Below are 15,630 nucleotides of genomic sequence, written 5' to 3' on the forward strand. Positions count from 1 at the left end.
AAACCATTTTTATCTCGTCTGCTCATCCACCTCATCAGATCAGCTATCGGGAGTGCCTGATTACAGGAGGCGAATTTACTCCCCACATGTCGGCTACTTCGCCACAAACTTGCACAAGTCCCACCGCGGGACTAGGATCACACCATGAGAATTATCGCCATCAGTCATCTGAAAAATTTTTGGGAGAAATACCCGGACTCAGAACAACCTTTCCTGGCCTGGATTGACGAAGCGAGGAAAGCGGACTGGAAGACGCCTGCTGACATCAAGGCGCACTTTGCCACCGCCAGCATTCTCAAAAGCCGCAGAGTCGTGTTTAACATCAAGGGCAATGACTTTCGGCTAATAGTCGCGGTGGCCTATCGTTTCGGCGCCGTATACATAAAATTTGTCGGCACCCACAAGCAATACGATGGGATCGACGCTGATGCCATCGAAATGGAATAACCCATGAACATTCATCCGATTCACACTGACGCGGACTACCGTGCAGCCCTCAAAAGCATATCTGCACTATTCAACAATGAGCCTGAGCCGGGTACCCCCGAAGGCGATTACTTCGAGATCATGATTACCCTCATCGAGGCCTATGAATCGAAGCAGTTTCCTGTCGATCTGCCCACACCGATCGACGCTATCAAATTTCGCATGGAGCAGTCCGGTCTGTCAGCGGCTGATCTGGCACCTGCCATTGGCCGGACAAACCGGGTTTATGAAGTGCTCAACGGTAAGCGTGCGTTGACGCTTCCGATGATCTGGAAGCTTCATGATCTATTTGGGATACCGGCCGAAAGCCTGATCAAACCAGTGAAGCAGGCCTGATTTTTTTTAGGGCTACCGACACCGGATTCAGGACATCAACTCGATAACTGATTGGCAAACTGCCCAACCGCGTTCACCACTTTCTGCGCCCCGTCCTGGATTTCGACGATCACTGTGCCCGCCTCCGCTGCCAGCGCCAGCCCCTGTTCGGCCTGGAGCCTGCCATCGGTCATCAGGGCCACGGCATTGCGCGCCATGTCCTGGTTCTGGCGCACAACGCCGACAATTTCGTCGGTTGCCTGGCTGGTTCGCGAGGCCAGTTGCCGGACTTCATCAGCCACCACGGCAAAACCTCGGCCCTGCTCACCGGCGCGAGCCGCTTCGATGGCCGCGTTGAGCGCCAGCAGGTTGGTTTGTTCGGCGATACCACTGATGGTTTTGACGATGGTGCCGATCACCAATGATTGCTCGTTCAGCGCCTCGATGCCTTCGCCAGCGGTTTGCATGTGTTTGGCCAAGTCACGCATGACGTCCACCGCTTGAGTCACTACGGTGGTACCGCGTTGGGCGCTGCTGTCGGTTTGCAACGAGGTGCTGTAGGCGATGTTGGCCGCTTCGGCGACGGCCTGCTCCTGATTGACCTGGTCGGTTATCACCGTCGCGAACTTGACCACTTTGTAGAGCTTGTTGTTGGCATCGACCACCGGGTTGTAGGACGCCTCCAGCCAGACCACGCGACCGTGGCTATCGATACGCTTGAAACGATCGGCCACAAATTCGCCGGCGTTCAAGCGGCGCCAGAAGTTTTGATACTCGGCGCTGTTGTATTCCTCAGGCTCACAGAAAATGCGGTGATGCTTGCCTTGGACCTGCGCCAGACTGTAACCCATGCCAGTGAGAAACCGCTCGTTGGCCATCAGCACGTTGCCATTGAGGTCGAACTCGATGACCGCCGTCGAGCGCACTAGCGCGCCGATCAGATTCTCATGTTCACGAGACGCTTCGATGGTGCGGGTCAGGTCGCTGGAATAAATCGAGAAATTTTTGATCCGGCCGTCCGCGGAGCGCACCGGCTGCATGATCGACCGCAGCCAGGCTTCGGCACCAGTGCCCCGTAATAAACGAACCGTGCCGGCAAAATGCTCGCCACGGGTCAGCGCAGTCTTGAAGCGGCGGTGGAACTCGTCCGATTTCACATGAGCCGGGACGATGTCTTCGAGGTGCCGGCCGATCAGTTCGTTGCCCTTGTAGAGCATTTCACCCATGAAGTTCTGGTTGGCCGATTGAATCCTGCCATCGGAATCAAGAGTCAGGACCAGCATTTCACTGTCCAGGCTCTCCTTGACTTGCTGAAGGCTGGAGAGTTCTTCGCGAAGAGCCGACAGCTCCTGCTTCAAGCGTTTGTTGAACATGGGAAGCACCGATGGACAGAGATAAAAAGCTGCATACAGCCTAGCCATCGGCCTTGGAGATATTTTCTGAAGAGTGTTTCAGGGTTGTCCTACAAAAATAGTCGCGAGGTATCGGGATCAATGAAGCGGTGATCTTTCACATGAGTACTGGACCGTTCGACACAACTAGTTTCAGTATGTAGCCGCCCCGCCTCCGAGGGCTCACGCTGAAAAGGATCTGAGCATGTTAAAACTTACAGGACTCACCCTGGCCGCACTGACCCTGAGTGCCGCCGCTCACGCCGATGTCGATCTGAATCTGGGCAGCACTGAGCGTGTTACCCGATTGTTCGCCTACCCCAACAACTGCAATGTCATCTGCTATCGCAACTGGACACTGGAACAGACCGTCGAGCACTACCTGACCCAAAGCGTACAACGCGATGGCTACAACACCGCAAAAGTAGTGGTCAAAACCGACAACAACCAACTCTACGCCGCTATCAGCGGTGTGCCCGAAGGTTATGAAAAGCCACTGACCGCGTTGCTCAATGCCGGAGATCTGGCTTACAACGGCGCCAGTAAATTGAGTGCCGATGGCAAATGGACCTATAACTGGTACTTGTTCCTGCCGCTGGGCATGGCGCTGGAAAATCGCAAAAGCATCGAACTGCTGCACTTCCCCCCGGATTATTCGCTGACCCAAGCCCAGGACTACCTGGAATCCAAGACCACCGACCGTTGGGCCACGCTGCTGACAGCCAACGGCATCCCCGCCGACCAGACACCGGGCTATCAGACCATCATCGACATCGCGCCGATTGCCGCGCCATCCAGCGCCGGTAAGGACCTCGAAGGCGTTTATGGCTACTTCAACGATTACCAGACCACCATGGTCAAGGAAGTCAGCCAGAACGCCAGCGGCGCTGTATTGCCGATGGTCGCCTTTGGCGCCCCCGTACGTAACTGGATCAAACAACAATATGGGCCGACCGTAGACGTGCTGGGCCTGGCAACCATCATCCCAAGCAAGGGTGTAGCGGTACCGGTACTGGGTTCCAATCACCCGAGCTACATCTGGTATGCCGCCGACCCAGAGGCTTATAGCGGCGACGATGCACAGGCCAAAGCCGATGCCGCGGGGCTGAAAGTCATGGGGCAGGATTTGAGCGCCGCGTGCTGGCAGGCTGGAATGGGCAGCAAGCCGGGTACTGACCCTGACGTTCAGCTGAAAAGCTGTACTCAGACCTGGCAAGTGACCCAGAAAGAAAAAACCTGCGAACTATTCTACACCTCAATCCGCAACCTGACGCCTGAACAGGCCGTGGCGAAATGCACAACAACGGCCGTCAAATCCCAGCTGAAACAGCTGAAGAGCCCGTCTCTTGCGACCTCCGCCCCTGCCCCACACTTGTAAACGAAGAAAGTCCTCCCCGCGTGAGCCATGGCTGACGCGGGGAAGAGCCTTTTTCGCTGTCATATCTGACAGTAGACCGTTTGTTTCATTTGCGAGAGGCTTGGAGCGTACCCAATGTGCTGCAGGGCTGACAGGATGTCAGTAGACAGCGGTCGTAGCACTCGACTGACAAGGATTGTTATGAGAACCCATGCAGAACAGGCAATACCCCCACCGCCATCAAATGGCATCTATCCGTTTGTAGAGTTGCCCCTTCGCCTTGGATTCCCCTCCAAAGATGACTTTGAAATCATCTGCAACGCCCAGGGATCAGCAATAGCTGTCATGGCCTTGCGCGAATTCCCCCGCATCAGCCGAATCTGCAGGGTTTCTGGACATCTGTTGCCCTATCGCTGCCGACACACCCGTCAGATGGCACCAGGGATCCACGTTTACGATCCGCGTTTTTGCGGTCTACTGAGCCATTCCTGCGACCCCAACGTCTTTCTCGACATGAGCGAACTGTGGATATGGGCCCTCAAGGACATCAAAAAAGGTGACCGGCTGACGATGGATTTCGCCGCGACAGAAGACAAGCTGCTGCGGCAGTTCGCCTGCCGCTGCGGTTGTCCGTGCTGCCGTGGCTGGATCATCGGTTATGACGAGTCGCCGAATGCCAATGGCGAACAGTTTTTCCAACACTGGCGTCGACGAAGCGTCATCTGAGAGGTTTTTACAACGCCTCGACCGGACGCAAACGGTACTGCGCAGGCAACTGTTCGAAACCGCTGATGGTGGCGTTCAGGCTTTTCCAGCGACCATCCTTGATGCCATAGATGCATCCATGGACCGATAGTTTCTGACCGCGGTGCCAGGCGTTTTGCACAATGCTGGTATGACCGACGTTGGCCACCTGCTGAATCACATTGAGTTCGCAGAGGCGGTCGACCCGCTCTTCTTCGGTGGGTAACTTGGCCAGCTCTTCGCGTTTTTCGTAATAAAGGTCACGAATCGAACGCAACCAGCCGTCGATCAAGCCGAATTGACGGTCCTGCATCGAGGCGCGCACACCGCCGCAACCGTAGTGGCCGGTGACCAGGATGTGTTTGACTTTGAGTACGTCAACCGCGTACTGAATCACCGACAGGCAATTGAGGTCGGTGTGCAGTACAACGTTGGCCACGTTGCGGTGTACAAACAGATCGCCCGGCAGCATGCCGACGATTTCATTGGCCGGCACGCGGGCATCGGAGCAACCGATCCACAGGTATTCCGGGGTTTGTTGACGGGCCAGCTTAGCGAAGAAATCAGGATCTTCCTGGGTGATCGCGTCGGCCCAGCGCTCATTGTTATCAATCAGATCTTGTAATTCGTTCATGCAATGAAGCCTCGATAATGATGCGCTGCTTTGACAGACAACCGTCTATCCGGGTCACGCGCAAGATGAATATCTCCCATGCTGCAGTTAATGGCTATCCGATGCTTCATGCAGGTGGAATTCTCGCCAGCCCAGCGGGTCAACTGTAGCAAGGCCTACAGTATGAGGAAATGCCATGACTGACTCACGACGTCCGTTCGATAAGGCGCAACCCGAGCCCATCGACGACAACGAAGACCGCATGGGCTCAGTGCGTGAGCTGGATTTCGACGAGGAAGAACCGGGTTCCAGAATCGGTGACCTGATTCCCGAACGCGAGCGTGCGCAGAAGATGCCCGAGGAACGCGTCCGTGAAGCTGGCATGACCGGCGGCTCGACCGATGACCATGAGTCCACCGACGATGACATGAGCCCGGAAACCTTGATCCGCGAAGATGGCGCGCGGGATGCCCATGAAGAAGGGGAAGGCGGCCAGGCGGATTGGGATTTGAGCATTGTCGATGAAGACGACATCGGCGGAGGCGATGGGCTGGATGAAGCGGAATTGGCGCGGCACGATCCAATGGATGGCAAGCGTTGATCTAAGATCTGACCAGGTTCCAATGCAGGAGCTGCCGAAGGCAGCTCCTGCGTTTCAGTCAACCAAGGTGCAGGCCATGACGACCGCATCCTCACGCCCACCCACTGCCGGGTAGTAATCGCGCCGACGTCCGATTTCGTTGAACCCATACCGCTCATACAAGCGAAATGCCGCCCGGTTGCTGTCGCGCACTTCCAGAAAACATTCCCGTGCCTCGGCCTTGCAGGCAACCGACATCAAGTGCTCCAGCAGCGTCAAACCCAAGCCTCGGCCCTGGTTTTCCGGTTTGACGGTGATGTTCAGCAAATGCGCCTCGTCGAGAATGATCTGCACCACGCCGTGGCCGACCTGTTGCTGCCCCTCGAACATCAGCCAGATCTGGTACTTGCCCAGGCCGTCGAGAAAAATCCCGCGGGTCCAGGGGTGGCTGTAAGCCGCGTATTCAATTTTCAGTACAGTGTCCAGGTCCGCCTCGGTCATCGGGCGGAACGATACGGCGTCACTCATTCGATTCTTTCCAGCGCGCCATCAGCCGACGCATGGCTTGCCAGACTTCAGCCTTACGCTGTGGCTCTTCCATTAATAATTCCAGACCCGGCAGGGCCCAGACCGAACCCAGGCCTTCGACCTGCAGTTCACGGTTGAAGGATTCGGCGTTGGCTTCACCGGCAAAACGCACCGCCGGCAAGCCGATCAGCCACAGGCAGACGCACGGCGCATCTTCGAGACGGGCTGACAGAAAGCCTTGTACGAAATCCCGAGCCGCTTCCGGCCCTTGATCCAGAGTGCCGCGAGCCAGCAGCGGCCAGCGCACCGGCTCGCCGACGATCTGCGGGCTGTCTGGCAGACCGGCGGCGCGCAGCATGTCCTTGAGCAAAAGATAGGCAGGATCGCGGGTCTGGAAGCTTTCGCCTGTGGGTAACTCCACCAGCAACAGGCAGCGACCTGCGCGCAGCAATTGAAGGGCAAAACGCGGTGGCGGCACGACCGGCGCCTTGACCGCGACCGGAGCCTGCTCCTCTTCGACCTTGGCGTTCGTGCGGGTGCTGGCCAACGATGGCCGCGGCACTTCGATTTTCACCCGCTCAGCCGGTTTGGCCGCAGGTTCCACGGGCGCCGGCGCCACCGGAGCAGGCGCAACCGGGGCGACGACCAACGGCTCGGGCATCTCCAGCAGTTCGGGCCGCGAGGGCGCAGCAAAGGGCAATTCGGTACGCGGCAGCCAGTTGACCACCTGCATGGCGGTCAAATAAGCGCGGCGACGGGACTCGATAAGCAAAGGTCGGCCACTTGTGGATAACTAAAGTGCAGTGATTCTACCGCCCTTCGCTCAAGATCGCCCACGCTTGATCGATAGAAAGCCAACTGTCCGTCCCGAGAGTGAATCGACACGGCTGCGATGCAGTACAATCGCGGCTTTTAATTGCCAACCAGCCGGCCATTCCGATGATCGAACCCAAGCGCGTCTTGCGCGCCCTCGCTGAACACTGGGCACTTCTGGAGCCACTGTGCGAGCACTTCGACCAAGGCACCCTGAGCCTCAACGAACTGCGCACGCAACTGGCCGCCCAGCAACTGGATAGCACGCCGCAGGACATTACCAGTTTGCTGGACGTGTGGATCCGCCTCGACATTCTGGTTCCCGTGGCGAAAAGCCCGAACCGTTTCGAACTGAACGCGCAGATCCACGACTTCCTCGCTTACCTGCGCCGTGAGCACCGTCTGGGCCTGTGCCTGGAGATCGAAGCCTATTTGCGCCATCTCGAACGCCTGGCCGGTTACATTCAGGACGCCTTCGACATTCGCGACGGCAACGATCTGGCACGTCAGTTGCGTTTGCTCGACATGCGCGTGCGGGATGTCCTGAAAAAGCTCGCCAACGACGAACAGGCCCTGGTGGCCGTCGCCGAGCGGGCCAAGACCAGCGACCGCCAGATCCCGCTGCGTCAGCGCTACGCTGAAGTACTGGCGACCTGGGATGAATACGTCGAACCGATGATTCAGTTGGTGAACGCCGACGGCGCCTTCGAACAAGGCGTGCGCAAGGTCGAAAACGTTCTGTTGAAGATGCTCACTGAACAGCAGCGCCTCGGCCATCTGGTCGACGATGACATGCTGTTGCGTACCCACGCGCGCATCCTCGAAATGCAGACCAGCGCCCAACTGACTCTGCGTCATGCCCGTGAACTGTTGCTGCCGCTGCGTGAAGAAGCCCGTCGGCACAACGCCGTGACTCGTGGCGCGGCGCTGGCCTTGTCGGCGATTCGTCGCAAAGGTATCGATGCGGTACCGCAAGCCGCGATGCCCCTGTTCACCCGTCCGCAAAGTACCTTCCTCGGTAACGCCAGTCAGGTCGAAGCCTACGTATACGCCTTGGCCCGTTTCGAGCCCAAACCTGCGCGTTTTCCCAAGGCTCACAAGACTCAGAAAGGCGAAGCCCCGCGCGCGCCACGTACCGTTCGGGAGATGCTCGAGCGCTGCGAAGACGCCCTGCCGATGCCGGACCTGATGACCTGGCTGCTGGAGCAGGAGCCGGACGGCGCTACCGACGAATTGCTCTATTGGTTCTCGCGTCTGTCGCGGGAGAAACGCTTCAAGCGCGAGCGTCTGGAACGCCGCGATTACCATACTCACGAGCATCAGGTCAGCCTGTGCTCCTTCGCCCTGCTCTCGGCCGGCGACACCGCCACCGAGAATTCTGCGAGCATCCCACATGCATCTTGATCTATCCGAACTGTCCCAGCTGGCGCCGATTTTTCGCGAGCTGTTCAAGGGTTACCACGTCAGCCGCCGCGACCCGGAGCTATACGCCCAACTGTCGAACTTCCAGGACCAGTACCGCACGCTGTTCAAGGCGCTGGGCTTTGAACTCATCTGCGACACCCGCGGTTTTTACTACTTTGTGCCGGACCTTGCCGCTGCCGCGGTGAACAAGACTGCACAGCGCCTGGCACTGTTTACTTTCATCCTCGTCGAGCACTTGGCCGACCAGGGCCGCGACCCGATCGCGGTGCTCGACGGCGGCAGTCTCGGCCGCGATGAATTGCCCTCGTTACTGGAAAAGTACCGCGATCTGTTCATTCAGGCTGAAGTGCAAACCGTCGAAGAACTCGAGGAAAAAATCATGCGCCGCATGACTCAGCTCGGTTTTGCCGGTGAAGAAAACGGCGTTTACCGTTTCCTGCCACCGATGCACCGCTTCCTCGACGTGTGCCTGTCGGTTCAGCAGGACCGTGATCTGGCAGCCAGTCTGCACAGCGTCCTGCCGTTGCCGGTGCCCGTGCTGATCGATGACGACAGCGATGAAAAACTGCTGCAAACAGACGACCCGCTGGATCTGAGTGACTTCGCTGAAGAAAGCGAAGAAGACGCCCTGGCCCGTGCCATTGCCGAAGAACAGGAGACCGACGCATGAGCAAGGAACGCTACGGCATCCGCCGCTTTGCCCTTTTGAACACCGCCGGTTACAGCCTCGGCCTGTTCCCGCTGGAAGAGCCGCTGTCGGTTTACGGAGCGAACAACCTCGGTAAATCCGCCTCGATCAACGCCTTGCAGTTCCCGATTCTGGCGCGCATGTCGGACATGAGTTTCGGCAAGTACAGCCTGGAGCAATCCCGACGCTTCTACTTCGCCTCGGACACCAGTTACATCCTGGTGGAAGTCTCCCTGCCCCACGGCCCACACGTGATTGGCGTGGTCGGTCGCGGCCCGGGCGGCGGTTTCGGTCACCAGTTCTTTGCCTACGCCGGCAAACTCGATCTGGCCCATTACCAGAAAGACGACACCTGCCTGCGGCAAAAAGAGCTGTTCACCAACCTTGAGCGCGAAGGCCTGAAAGCCTATGAACTCAAGCCGGATGAACTGCGTCGTTTGCTGGTGGGCGGCCACACCTCGATTCCGCTGGACCTGACGTTGATCCCGCTGCGCTCCACCAGCGAGCAGAGCCTGAAGACCTTCCGCGCACTGTTCATCAACTTGCTGCACATGCGCGAAATCACTGCAGCCAAACTCAAGCAGCTGTTCCTCGATGCTTTCGAACACAGCCTGCGTTCCGGCAGTGTCGATTACATCGCCGCGTGCGAAGAAGCCTTCCGTGATGTTCGCCGCATGGAGCAGGACTACAACTCGCTGGTCGCTGCCGGCCCATTGGTTGAAGCGTTGGCCAACGGCGTGAAACAGCGGGACATCCTGCGCGGCAAACTGCATCGCCTGTCGCCGCTGCTCGACTCCCTGCTCGGCACCTGGTCGGATTATGCCAGTGCGCGCAAGGAAGAACTGACGATTCAGGCCGAGCACTACCGCAACGAGCAGGACGCGCTGCAAAACGATCAACGCGGCGGCACTCAGGAGCTGATGCGTCTGGAGCGGGAAATCACCGGTATCCAGCGCTGGCTCGGCGAGTTGTCGGTACTCAAGCATCGCTTCGCGCTGGTCGATGACGTCAAAGTCCTCGAACAGCAGCTGCTCGCCGCCAAGGACGCGCACGACGAACTGGCTGGTGCGCTGGCGCAGTCGCGGCAATTCAGTGCTGAAGACCTGGAAGAACGCCTGCGGGATCTGGAAAAACGCCTGAAGTCGGTCAAGCAACAACTCGATCACGCCGACAACAACAGCTACGCCCGTCTGCGCGAAGAATTCTCGCAACAGGATGTCGAACGCCTGATGCGCCTGTTCAACAGTGCGTTGTTCAGCCTGCCGTTGGGTGAACACGGCATTACGCTGGACGAGGACGGTCAGTGGGTCAAATCCATGGAACTGATCCTCGATGGTTTCAAAGGCGAGCGCTTCGAAGTGCCGGGCCTGTCCATCGACATCTCGCACATCGAGCCTCCAGCCCTGCAAGCCCTGGCTGACCGCGCGGCACTGCGCGATCAGAAAGACCGCCTGGAAAAAGAACTCAAGCAGCTGAAAACTCAAGCTGCGGTGGCAGCCGACCGCGCGGCCAGCAAAACCCAGACTGAAGCGCTGTACCAGCAAGTGCTGGATGCGCAGAAAGCCCTGGAAGACTTCCGCCGCACGCAAACCCTGAGCGCCGAGGAAGGCGACAAGCTAGAGCAACTGGCGCAGATGGAAGCGGCTCAGGACGAATTGAAGCGTTCCAGCGATGCCTTCACCGAACGGGTCCAGCAACTGTCGGCCAAGCTGCAACTGGTCGGCCGGCAGATCGGCGACATGGAAGCCAAGCAACGCACCCTCGACGACGCCCTGCGCCGTCGTCAGCTGTTGCCGGCGGACCTGCCATTCGGCACGCCGTTCATGGACCCGGTCGATGATTCCATGGACAACCTGTTGCCGCTGCTCAACGACTATCAGGACAGCTGGCAAGGTTTGCTGCGCAGCGACGGGCAAATCGACGCGCTCTACGCACAGGTTCGCCTCAAGGGGGTGGCCAAGTTCGACAGCGAAGACGATATGGAGCGTCGCCTGCAACTGCTGATCAACGCGTACGCACACCGCACCGATGAAGCGCTGACCCTCGGCAAGGCCCGTCGTGCAGCCGTCACCGACATCGCCCGGACCCTGCGTAACATTCGCAGCGACTATGACAGCCTCGAACATCAACTGGCGCTGTTCAACCGCGAGATCAACAAGCGCCAGGTCTCCAACCTGCAAAGCTTCCGCATCGTGCTCGCGCCGAACAAGGAAGCGCTCAAGCACATTGACCAGATCATCCACAGCGCCGGTCAGTACGAAGAAGGCGAAACCCTTTCCGTCTTTGACCTGAGCCAAAGCGCCGATCAGGACAACAAGAACGAAGAGGCCAAGGAATACCTCGCGCGGCTGGTGGCGGCGAACCACAACCAGCTCGGCCTCAAGGATCTTTTCGAGCTGGCCTTCGAGATCACCAAGGTCAACGGCCAGCCGGTGATCCACACCGACATCGATGGCGCGGCGTCCAACGGCACCACCATGACCATCAAGGCGCTGACCAACATGTACTTGTTGCTGCACTTGATGGACCGCGACCAGGCCGGTCGCGTGCGCCTGCCGTACTACCTCGACGAGGCGGCGGACATCGACGAGAAGAACCAGGCAGCACTGCTGGAGACCAGCCTGCAATTGGGCTTCGTGCCGATTCTGGCGAGTGTGAAGCCGCAAGTTTGCGCCAGTGTCGCCATCGACCTGGAAGGCGGCAGCGGCCCGAACGGCATCTACATCGACGAAGCAGACTGGAAGTACATTCGTCGCCACGATGAAGTGAAGGCAACCGTTGTTGTACATACTGATGAACCCGAGCTGGATGCGGTCTGATTTGACTTGAATCCAACAAAAAAGGCCGCGATCCCATGGGATCGCGGCCTTTTTTTATCTTTTCATTGTAGGAGCGAGGCTTGCCCGCGAAGGCGTCTTCTCAATCGACCAGGATTACTTTCCGAGAGAAATCTTCGGCGCCCAAGTCAGCCATTCATCTTCGAACTGGTCGAACAATGGGAAGGTTTGCTCAGGCCTCGCCGGCACACCCATGCGGTCGCCATCCGGTGTGGCAAACGCAATACCGCCCTGGACCAGCGTCTCCAGCGATTCGGTGCGTATTGTCGCGCCTTTGAACAAGCCATAATCAAAACCAAAACCACTGGTGTTCCAGAACCGCGTGCCACTGCGCACCAGCGGCGCATACTTCGGTTCAATCAGAATGTGCACCAGCACGCGATCAGCCGTCTGGCCCAGTTCATAGCCGGTCACCTTGCCTACCGTGATTTCGCGATAGGTGACGGGGACGCCAGCCTTCAGAGAACCCCGACGAGCAGCGCTCAACACCAGGCTTAAACCAGCCTCTTCCTTGGCAATTTCCGGAGGATTGGTCAAGGCCACGAAAGTCTTCTGTGGACCGAGGTTCTTCGGCGCCGGTTGTACTTCGATGTATTGCCCGGTGACCAACGTATCGAGGTTCGAGGTTTTAATCAGACCGAGCTCAGGTTTAACCACCCAGAACTGACTGCCGACTCGAGCGATACGCTCCGGCACTTCGGTGATTCGTGCGGTCAGTAGTACCGATTGCAGGTCATCACTGAGGTCGACGTCCTCGATCTTGCCAACGTCCAGGCCTTTGAATCGAACCGGCGTGCCATTGCGCAGGCCATCGGCGCGATCGACCTTGATCGTGACCATAGTGCCTTTCTGCGTTGCCTCATCGTAATTGGCATGCAGGCGGAAACGTGGAATTCGCTTTTGCAACGGCGCCTTGGCTTCCGGGGTTTCGAAGGCGATGCCGCCAGCCATCAGGCTCTGCAACGACTCACTTTTGACCTGGATGCCGCCGGTTAGCCCACCGGTGAGCGTAATGCCACTGGCATTCCAGAAACGCGTTGAGGCGTTGACCAGTCCTTCGTATTCCTTCTCGATATGCACCCCGATCACCAACTGCTTTTTGGTGCGGGAGAATTGATAGCTTTGAACCGAACCGACCTTGACCTGTTTATAGAGAATCGGACTGCCGACTTCCAGAGAACCCAGGTTTTCGGTGAACAACACCAAATGCAGGCCTGGCGAACGCAGATCCAGCGGCGGCGCCTTGGGCCGCGCTTCAAACTCGCGCTGCGGCGCACCGCCCTTGTCGCCTGGGCGCACGGCGATGTAGTTGCCTTTGACCAGCGCTTCCAGGCCTGTAATACCGGCGAGCGAAATCGATGGTTTTACCACCCAGAATTGAGTGCCGGTGACCAGGTAGTCCTCGGCCAGCGGGTCGAGCGTCAACTCGGCGGTCGCGCTGGACAGGTCCGGATCCACCTTGAGCGTTTTCAAATTGCCGACCTGGATGCCTTTGTACATCACCGGCGTACGACCAGACTGCAGGCCTTCGAAATCGCTGAGTTTGACTTTGACCCGAATACCCGCTGCGGCGGCATCGAAATCCTCATAGAGACGGAACGGCAGGCTTGGATCGGTAGGCGGGCTGTCCTTGCGATTTTCCGGAGTGGCAAATGCAATACCACCGGCGACGATGCTGGCGAGGGACTCGCTACGTACTTTCACGCCAGAAAGGTTGGCATCGATACTGATGCCGCTGGCATTCCAGAAACGCGTGTGTTTACGCACCAGGCTGGCGTAGGTCGGCTCGATGAAGACTTTGAGTTCGACAGTGCTTTGGTCTGCGGACAGCACATAGCTTTTGATCTGACCGACTTGGATCTGTTTATAGAACACCGGGCTGCCGCGATTCAGCGAGCCGAGGCGATCAGCCTTGATGGTCAAGTGCAGGCCTGGTTGCGCATCTGATAGCGGAGGTTCCTGGGCCAGGGCTTTGAACTTGCGGGTCGGCTCGCCTTCGCCCGGGCTGACGGCCACGTAATTACCCGAAACCAACGTCTCCAGCCCCGTGATGCCAGCCAGGCTCACGCTCGGCTTGACCAGCCAGAAACGCGTGCTGGTTCTCAGGTATTGCTCCACGTCTTTATTCATTTCGATGGTAGCAATCACTCCCTTGGAGCTGCCTTCGTCATCGAGTTTGAGAGCTTTCACCTTTCCGACCGACATGCCTTTGTAGACAACTTCGGTCTTGTTGGCCTGAATGCCTTCACCGCTTTCGAAACGCACCTGGATCTCGATGCCCGTCTCGGTATAGGCACGCCAGCCCAGCCAGCCGCCGATGATCAAGGCGATCAGTGGCAACACCCAAATGGCTGACCAGTTTGAGGCCGGTCGGGTTTTAGCTTTAGGCAAATCAGTCATGGTCGTCGTCCGACTCCGTGTTATCCCAAATCAGTCGGGGATCGAAAGTTACTGCGGCAAGCATCGTCAGAATCACCACACTGGCGAAGGCGATGGCGCCAAGATTGGCTTCAATGCTGGCAAGCCGTCCAAAATTCACAACCGCCACCAGGATGGCGATTACAAAGATATCCAGCATCGACCAGCGGCCGATGAACTCGATAAAGCGGTACATCAGAATGCGCTGGCGTGCCGAGAGCGGCTGACGGCGCTGCACCGAAAACAGCAGCAATGCGATGCCTACCAGCTTGAACGTGGGGACCAGGATACTGGCGATAAAAACCACGGCGGCGATTGGAATCATGCCGTGCTGAACCAGCTGGATCACACCGGACATAATGGTGCTCGGATCGCCCTGCCCCAGGGAGTTAATGGTCATGATCGGTAGCACGTTGGCCGGTATGTAAATAATCGCCCCCGTGATTAGCAATGCCCAGGTCCGCATCAGGCTGTTTGGGCGGCGGGCGTGAACCAACGCACCGCAGCGAGTGCATACCTGCTCGTCAGTATCGGCTTCCTGTTTATTCAACTCGTGGCATTCGGCACAAACAAGAATGCCTGCATCAATCGCCCGCATGGGCATCTTCTCCTGATAACGCCTGCCAGATCTGATGCGGTGACATCACCACTTCCAGCCAGACCTGAACCAACAACAAGCTGATGAAGCATGCCAGACCAAGACCTATGGTGATCGCCGCCATATCGGCCAATTTGACGATCGCAACCAGTACGCCCATGAGGTAAACCTCGAGCATCCCCCAGTCCCGTAGATGGTGATAAATGCGGTAGAGCAGCAGGCCATAACTGCGTCCAATATCGAAGCGAATACTCAGCAACACGAACAACTGGCAAAGTAGTTTGAGCAGCGGAATCCCCATGCTGCAAAGGAATACCACTGCCGCTACGCCTCGCATGCCGGTATCGAACAGACCGACAACGCCACTCCAGACAGTATCGTGCGACGACTGTCCGAGTAGATGGAGCTGCATGATGGGTAAAAAGTTCGCCGGGATAAACAACAACAGCGCGGCAATGACCAAGGCGAGACTGCGCTGCACGACATTGTGTCGATGGGCATACAGCTCATATCCGCAGCGTACACAGATGGCTTTCTCACCATGAGCAAGCTCAGGCTTGCGCATCAGCAAGTCGCACTCATGACACGCAACCAACTCGTCCAGCGGTAAATCTGACAGCCCTGGGGTGTCAACCGGATCTGGCATAAAGACTCTGGCTCCAAATAAGTTGGACCTATTCTAGTGTCCTGACTCGAAAATAACTGTGCAAATTTGTGCTGTGTCGTAAGGGTTGGTTCTTTTCCTGCGGACAAAACAAAACCCCTACCTGCAGATGCAGATAGGGGTTTCGGAATTTGATCTTGACGATGACCTACTCTCACATGGGGAAACCCCAC

15 protein-coding genes and 1 pseudogene are annotated in these 15,630 nt (G+C 57.8%); 8 read left to right on the forward strand and 8 right to left on the reverse strand.

Going from position 1 to position 15,630, the window contains the following annotated elements; all coding sequences use genetic code 11:
• The first annotated feature begins 144 nt into the window (after window positions 1-144).
• Complete coding sequence (locus BZL43_RS02200; protein ID WP_095630787.1) at window positions 145-447, forward strand: type II toxin-antitoxin system HigB family toxin; 303 nt, start codon at window positions 145-147, stop codon at window positions 445-447.
• A gap of 3 nt (window positions 448-450) precedes the next feature.
• The gene (locus tag BZL43_RS02205; protein WP_095630788.1) at window positions 451-822 is read left to right on the forward strand and encodes a type II toxin-antitoxin system HigA family antitoxin; all 372 of its coding nucleotides are present in this window, start codon (window positions 451-453) and stop codon (window positions 820-822) included.
• Window positions 823-857: 35 nt separating this feature from the next.
• On the opposite strand, the gene BZL43_RS28755 is transcribed toward BZL43_RS02205, so the two are convergent.
• Window positions 858-1,289, reverse strand: coding sequence for a methyl-accepting chemotaxis protein (locus tag BZL43_RS28755; protein ID WP_371916198.1), 432 nt, complete (start codon window positions 1,287-1,289; stop codon window positions 858-860).
• 108 nt (window positions 1,290-1,397) lie between these two features.
• A pseudogene (locus BZL43_RS28760) lies at window positions 1,398-2,222 on the reverse strand (PAS domain-containing protein); the annotation flags it as partial.
• A gap of 175 nt (window positions 2,223-2,397) precedes the next feature.
• Here BZL43_RS28760 and BZL43_RS02215 point away from each other — a divergent pair.
• Together BZL43_RS02215 and BZL43_RS02220 are read left to right on the forward strand one after the other, a co-directional pair.
• A complete protein-coding gene (locus tag BZL43_RS02215; RefSeq protein ID WP_095630790.1) occupies window positions 2,398-3,570 on the forward strand; it encodes a hypothetical protein in 1,173 nt (390 codons plus the stop codon).
• Between the two features lie 180 nt (window positions 3,571-3,750).
• The gene (locus BZL43_RS02220; protein ID WP_095630791.1) at window positions 3,751-4,275 is read left to right on the forward strand and encodes an SET domain-containing protein; all 525 of its coding nucleotides are present in this window, start codon (window positions 3,751-3,753) and stop codon (window positions 4,273-4,275) included.
• Window positions 4,276-4,282: 7 nt separating this feature from the next.
• Here BZL43_RS02220 and can read toward each other — a convergent pair whose 3' ends face one another.
• Window positions 4,283-4,927, reverse strand: a complete 645-nt coding sequence (gene can, locus BZL43_RS02225; protein ID WP_095630792.1) for a carbonate dehydratase — start codon at window positions 4,925-4,927, stop codon at window positions 4,283-4,285.
• A gap of 175 nt (window positions 4,928-5,102) precedes the next feature.
• Here can and BZL43_RS02230 point away from each other — a divergent pair, with 175 nt between their 5' ends.
• The gene (locus BZL43_RS02230) at window positions 5,103-5,507 is read left to right on the forward strand and encodes a serine kinase/phosphatase (RefSeq protein ID WP_095630793.1); all 405 of its coding nucleotides are present in this window, start codon (window positions 5,103-5,105) and stop codon (window positions 5,505-5,507) included.
• 54 nt (window positions 5,508-5,561) lie between these two features.
• Here the strand turns inward: BZL43_RS02230 and rimI are convergent, their stop codons facing one another.
• Both rimI and BZL43_RS02240 read right to left on the reverse strand, forming a co-directional pair.
• Entirely contained in the window at window positions 5,562-6,014 is a 453-nt protein-coding gene (rimI, locus tag BZL43_RS02235; RefSeq protein ID WP_095630794.1) for a ribosomal protein S18-alanine N-acetyltransferase, read from the reverse strand.
• Window positions 6,007-6,747, reverse strand: coding sequence for an energy transducer TonB (locus tag BZL43_RS02240; RefSeq protein ID WP_095630795.1), 741 nt, complete (start codon window positions 6,745-6,747; stop codon window positions 6,007-6,009). The genes rimI and BZL43_RS02240 overlap by 8 nt, the downstream gene beginning before the upstream one ends.
• 206 nt (window positions 6,748-6,953) lie before the next feature.
• Here BZL43_RS02240 and mksB point away from each other — a divergent pair, with 206 nt between their 5' ends.
• From mksB to mksF, 3 genes are read left to right on the forward strand one after another with little or no spacing between them, the layout of a single operon-like run.
• Entirely contained in the window at window positions 6,954-8,231 is a 1,278-nt protein-coding gene (gene mksB / locus BZL43_RS02245; protein WP_168185053.1) for an Mks condensin complex protein MksB, read from the forward strand.
• Complete coding sequence (gene mksE, locus BZL43_RS02250; protein ID WP_095630797.1) at window positions 8,221-8,922, forward strand: Mks condensin complex protein MksE; 702 nt, start codon at window positions 8,221-8,223, stop codon at window positions 8,920-8,922. The genes mksB and mksE overlap by 11 nt, the downstream gene beginning before the upstream one ends.
• Entirely contained in the window at window positions 8,919-11,759 is a 2,841-nt protein-coding gene (mksF, locus tag BZL43_RS02255; RefSeq protein WP_095630798.1) for an Mks condensin complex protein MksF, read from the forward strand. The genes mksE and mksF overlap by 4 nt, the downstream gene beginning before the upstream one ends.
• A 114-nt stretch (window positions 11,760-11,873) precedes the next feature.
• Here the strand turns inward: mksF and BZL43_RS02260 are convergent, their stop codons facing one another.
• The 3 genes from BZL43_RS02260 to BZL43_RS02270 are packed head-to-tail and all read right to left on the reverse strand — an operon-like array spanning window position 11,874 to window position 15,439.
• Window positions 11,874-14,177 carry a PqiB family protein gene (locus BZL43_RS02260; protein WP_095630799.1) on the reverse strand — a complete coding sequence of 768 codons (2,304 nt, stop codon included), beginning with the start codon at window positions 14,175-14,177 and terminating at the stop codon, window positions 11,874-11,876.
• Complete coding sequence (locus tag BZL43_RS02265; RefSeq protein WP_095630800.1) at window positions 14,170-14,793, reverse strand: paraquat-inducible protein A; 624 nt, start codon at window positions 14,791-14,793, stop codon at window positions 14,170-14,172. The genes BZL43_RS02260 and BZL43_RS02265 overlap by 8 nt, the downstream gene beginning before the upstream one ends.
• Window positions 14,780-15,439, reverse strand: a complete 660-nt coding sequence (locus BZL43_RS02270) for a paraquat-inducible protein A (protein WP_095630801.1) — start codon at window positions 15,437-15,439, stop codon at window positions 14,780-14,782. Before BZL43_RS02270 ends, BZL43_RS02265 begins: the two co-directional genes overlap by 14 nt.
• Window positions 15,440-15,630 lie beyond the last annotated feature (191 nt).

This window comes from Pseudomonas sp. PICF141 (genome assembly GCF_002286815.1).
In the GTDB taxonomy this organism is placed as follows: domain Bacteria; phylum Pseudomonadota; class Gammaproteobacteria; order Pseudomonadales; family Pseudomonadaceae; genus Aquipseudomonas.

Coding starts and splice junctions, on each gene's coding strand:
- BZL43_RS02220 (WP_095630791.1), top strand. CDS start 3,751: ATGAGAACCCATGCAGAACAGGCAATACCCCCACCGCCATCAAATGGC.
- BZL43_RS02260 (WP_095630799.1), bottom strand. CDS start 14,177: ATGACTGATTTGCCTAAAGCTAAAACCCGACCGGCCTCAAACTGGTCA.
- BZL43_RS02200 (WP_095630787.1), top strand. CDS start 145: ATGAGAATTATCGCCATCAGTCATCTGAAAAATTTTTGGGAGAAATAC.
- BZL43_RS02230 (WP_095630793.1), top strand. CDS start 5,103: ATGACTGACTCACGACGTCCGTTCGATAAGGCGCAACCCGAGCCCATC.
- BZL43_RS02215 (WP_095630790.1), top strand. CDS start 2,398: ATGTTAAAACTTACAGGACTCACCCTGGCCGCACTGACCCTGAGTGCC.
- BZL43_RS02240 (WP_095630795.1), bottom strand. CDS start 6,747: ATGCAGGTGGTCAACTGGCTGCCGCGTACCGAATTGCCCTTTGCTGCG.
- BZL43_RS02270 (WP_095630801.1), bottom strand. CDS start 15,439: ATGCCAGATCCGGTTGACACCCCAGGGCTGTCAGATTTACCGCTGGAC.
- BZL43_RS02265 (WP_095630800.1), bottom strand. CDS start 14,793: ATGCGGGCGATTGATGCAGGCATTCTTGTTTGTGCCGAATGCCACGAG.
- can (WP_095630792.1), bottom strand. CDS start 4,927: ATGAACGAATTACAAGATCTGATTGATAACAATGAGCGCTGGGCCGAC.
- mksB (WP_168185053.1), top strand. CDS start 6,954: ATGATCGAACCCAAGCGCGTCTTGCGCGCCCTCGCTGAACACTGGGCA.
- mksE (WP_095630797.1), top strand. CDS start 8,221: ATGCATCTTGATCTATCCGAACTGTCCCAGCTGGCGCCGATTTTTCGC.
- rimI (WP_095630794.1), bottom strand. CDS start 6,014: ATGAGTGACGCCGTATCGTTCCGCCCGATGACCGAGGCGGACCTGGAC.
- BZL43_RS02205 (WP_095630788.1), top strand. CDS start 451: ATGAACATTCATCCGATTCACACTGACGCGGACTACCGTGCAGCCCTC.
- mksF (WP_095630798.1), top strand. CDS start 8,919: ATGAGCAAGGAACGCTACGGCATCCGCCGCTTTGCCCTTTTGAACACC.
- BZL43_RS28755 (WP_371916198.1), bottom strand. CDS start 1,289: ATGCGTGACTTGGCCAAACACATGCAAACCGCTGGCGAAGGCATCGAG.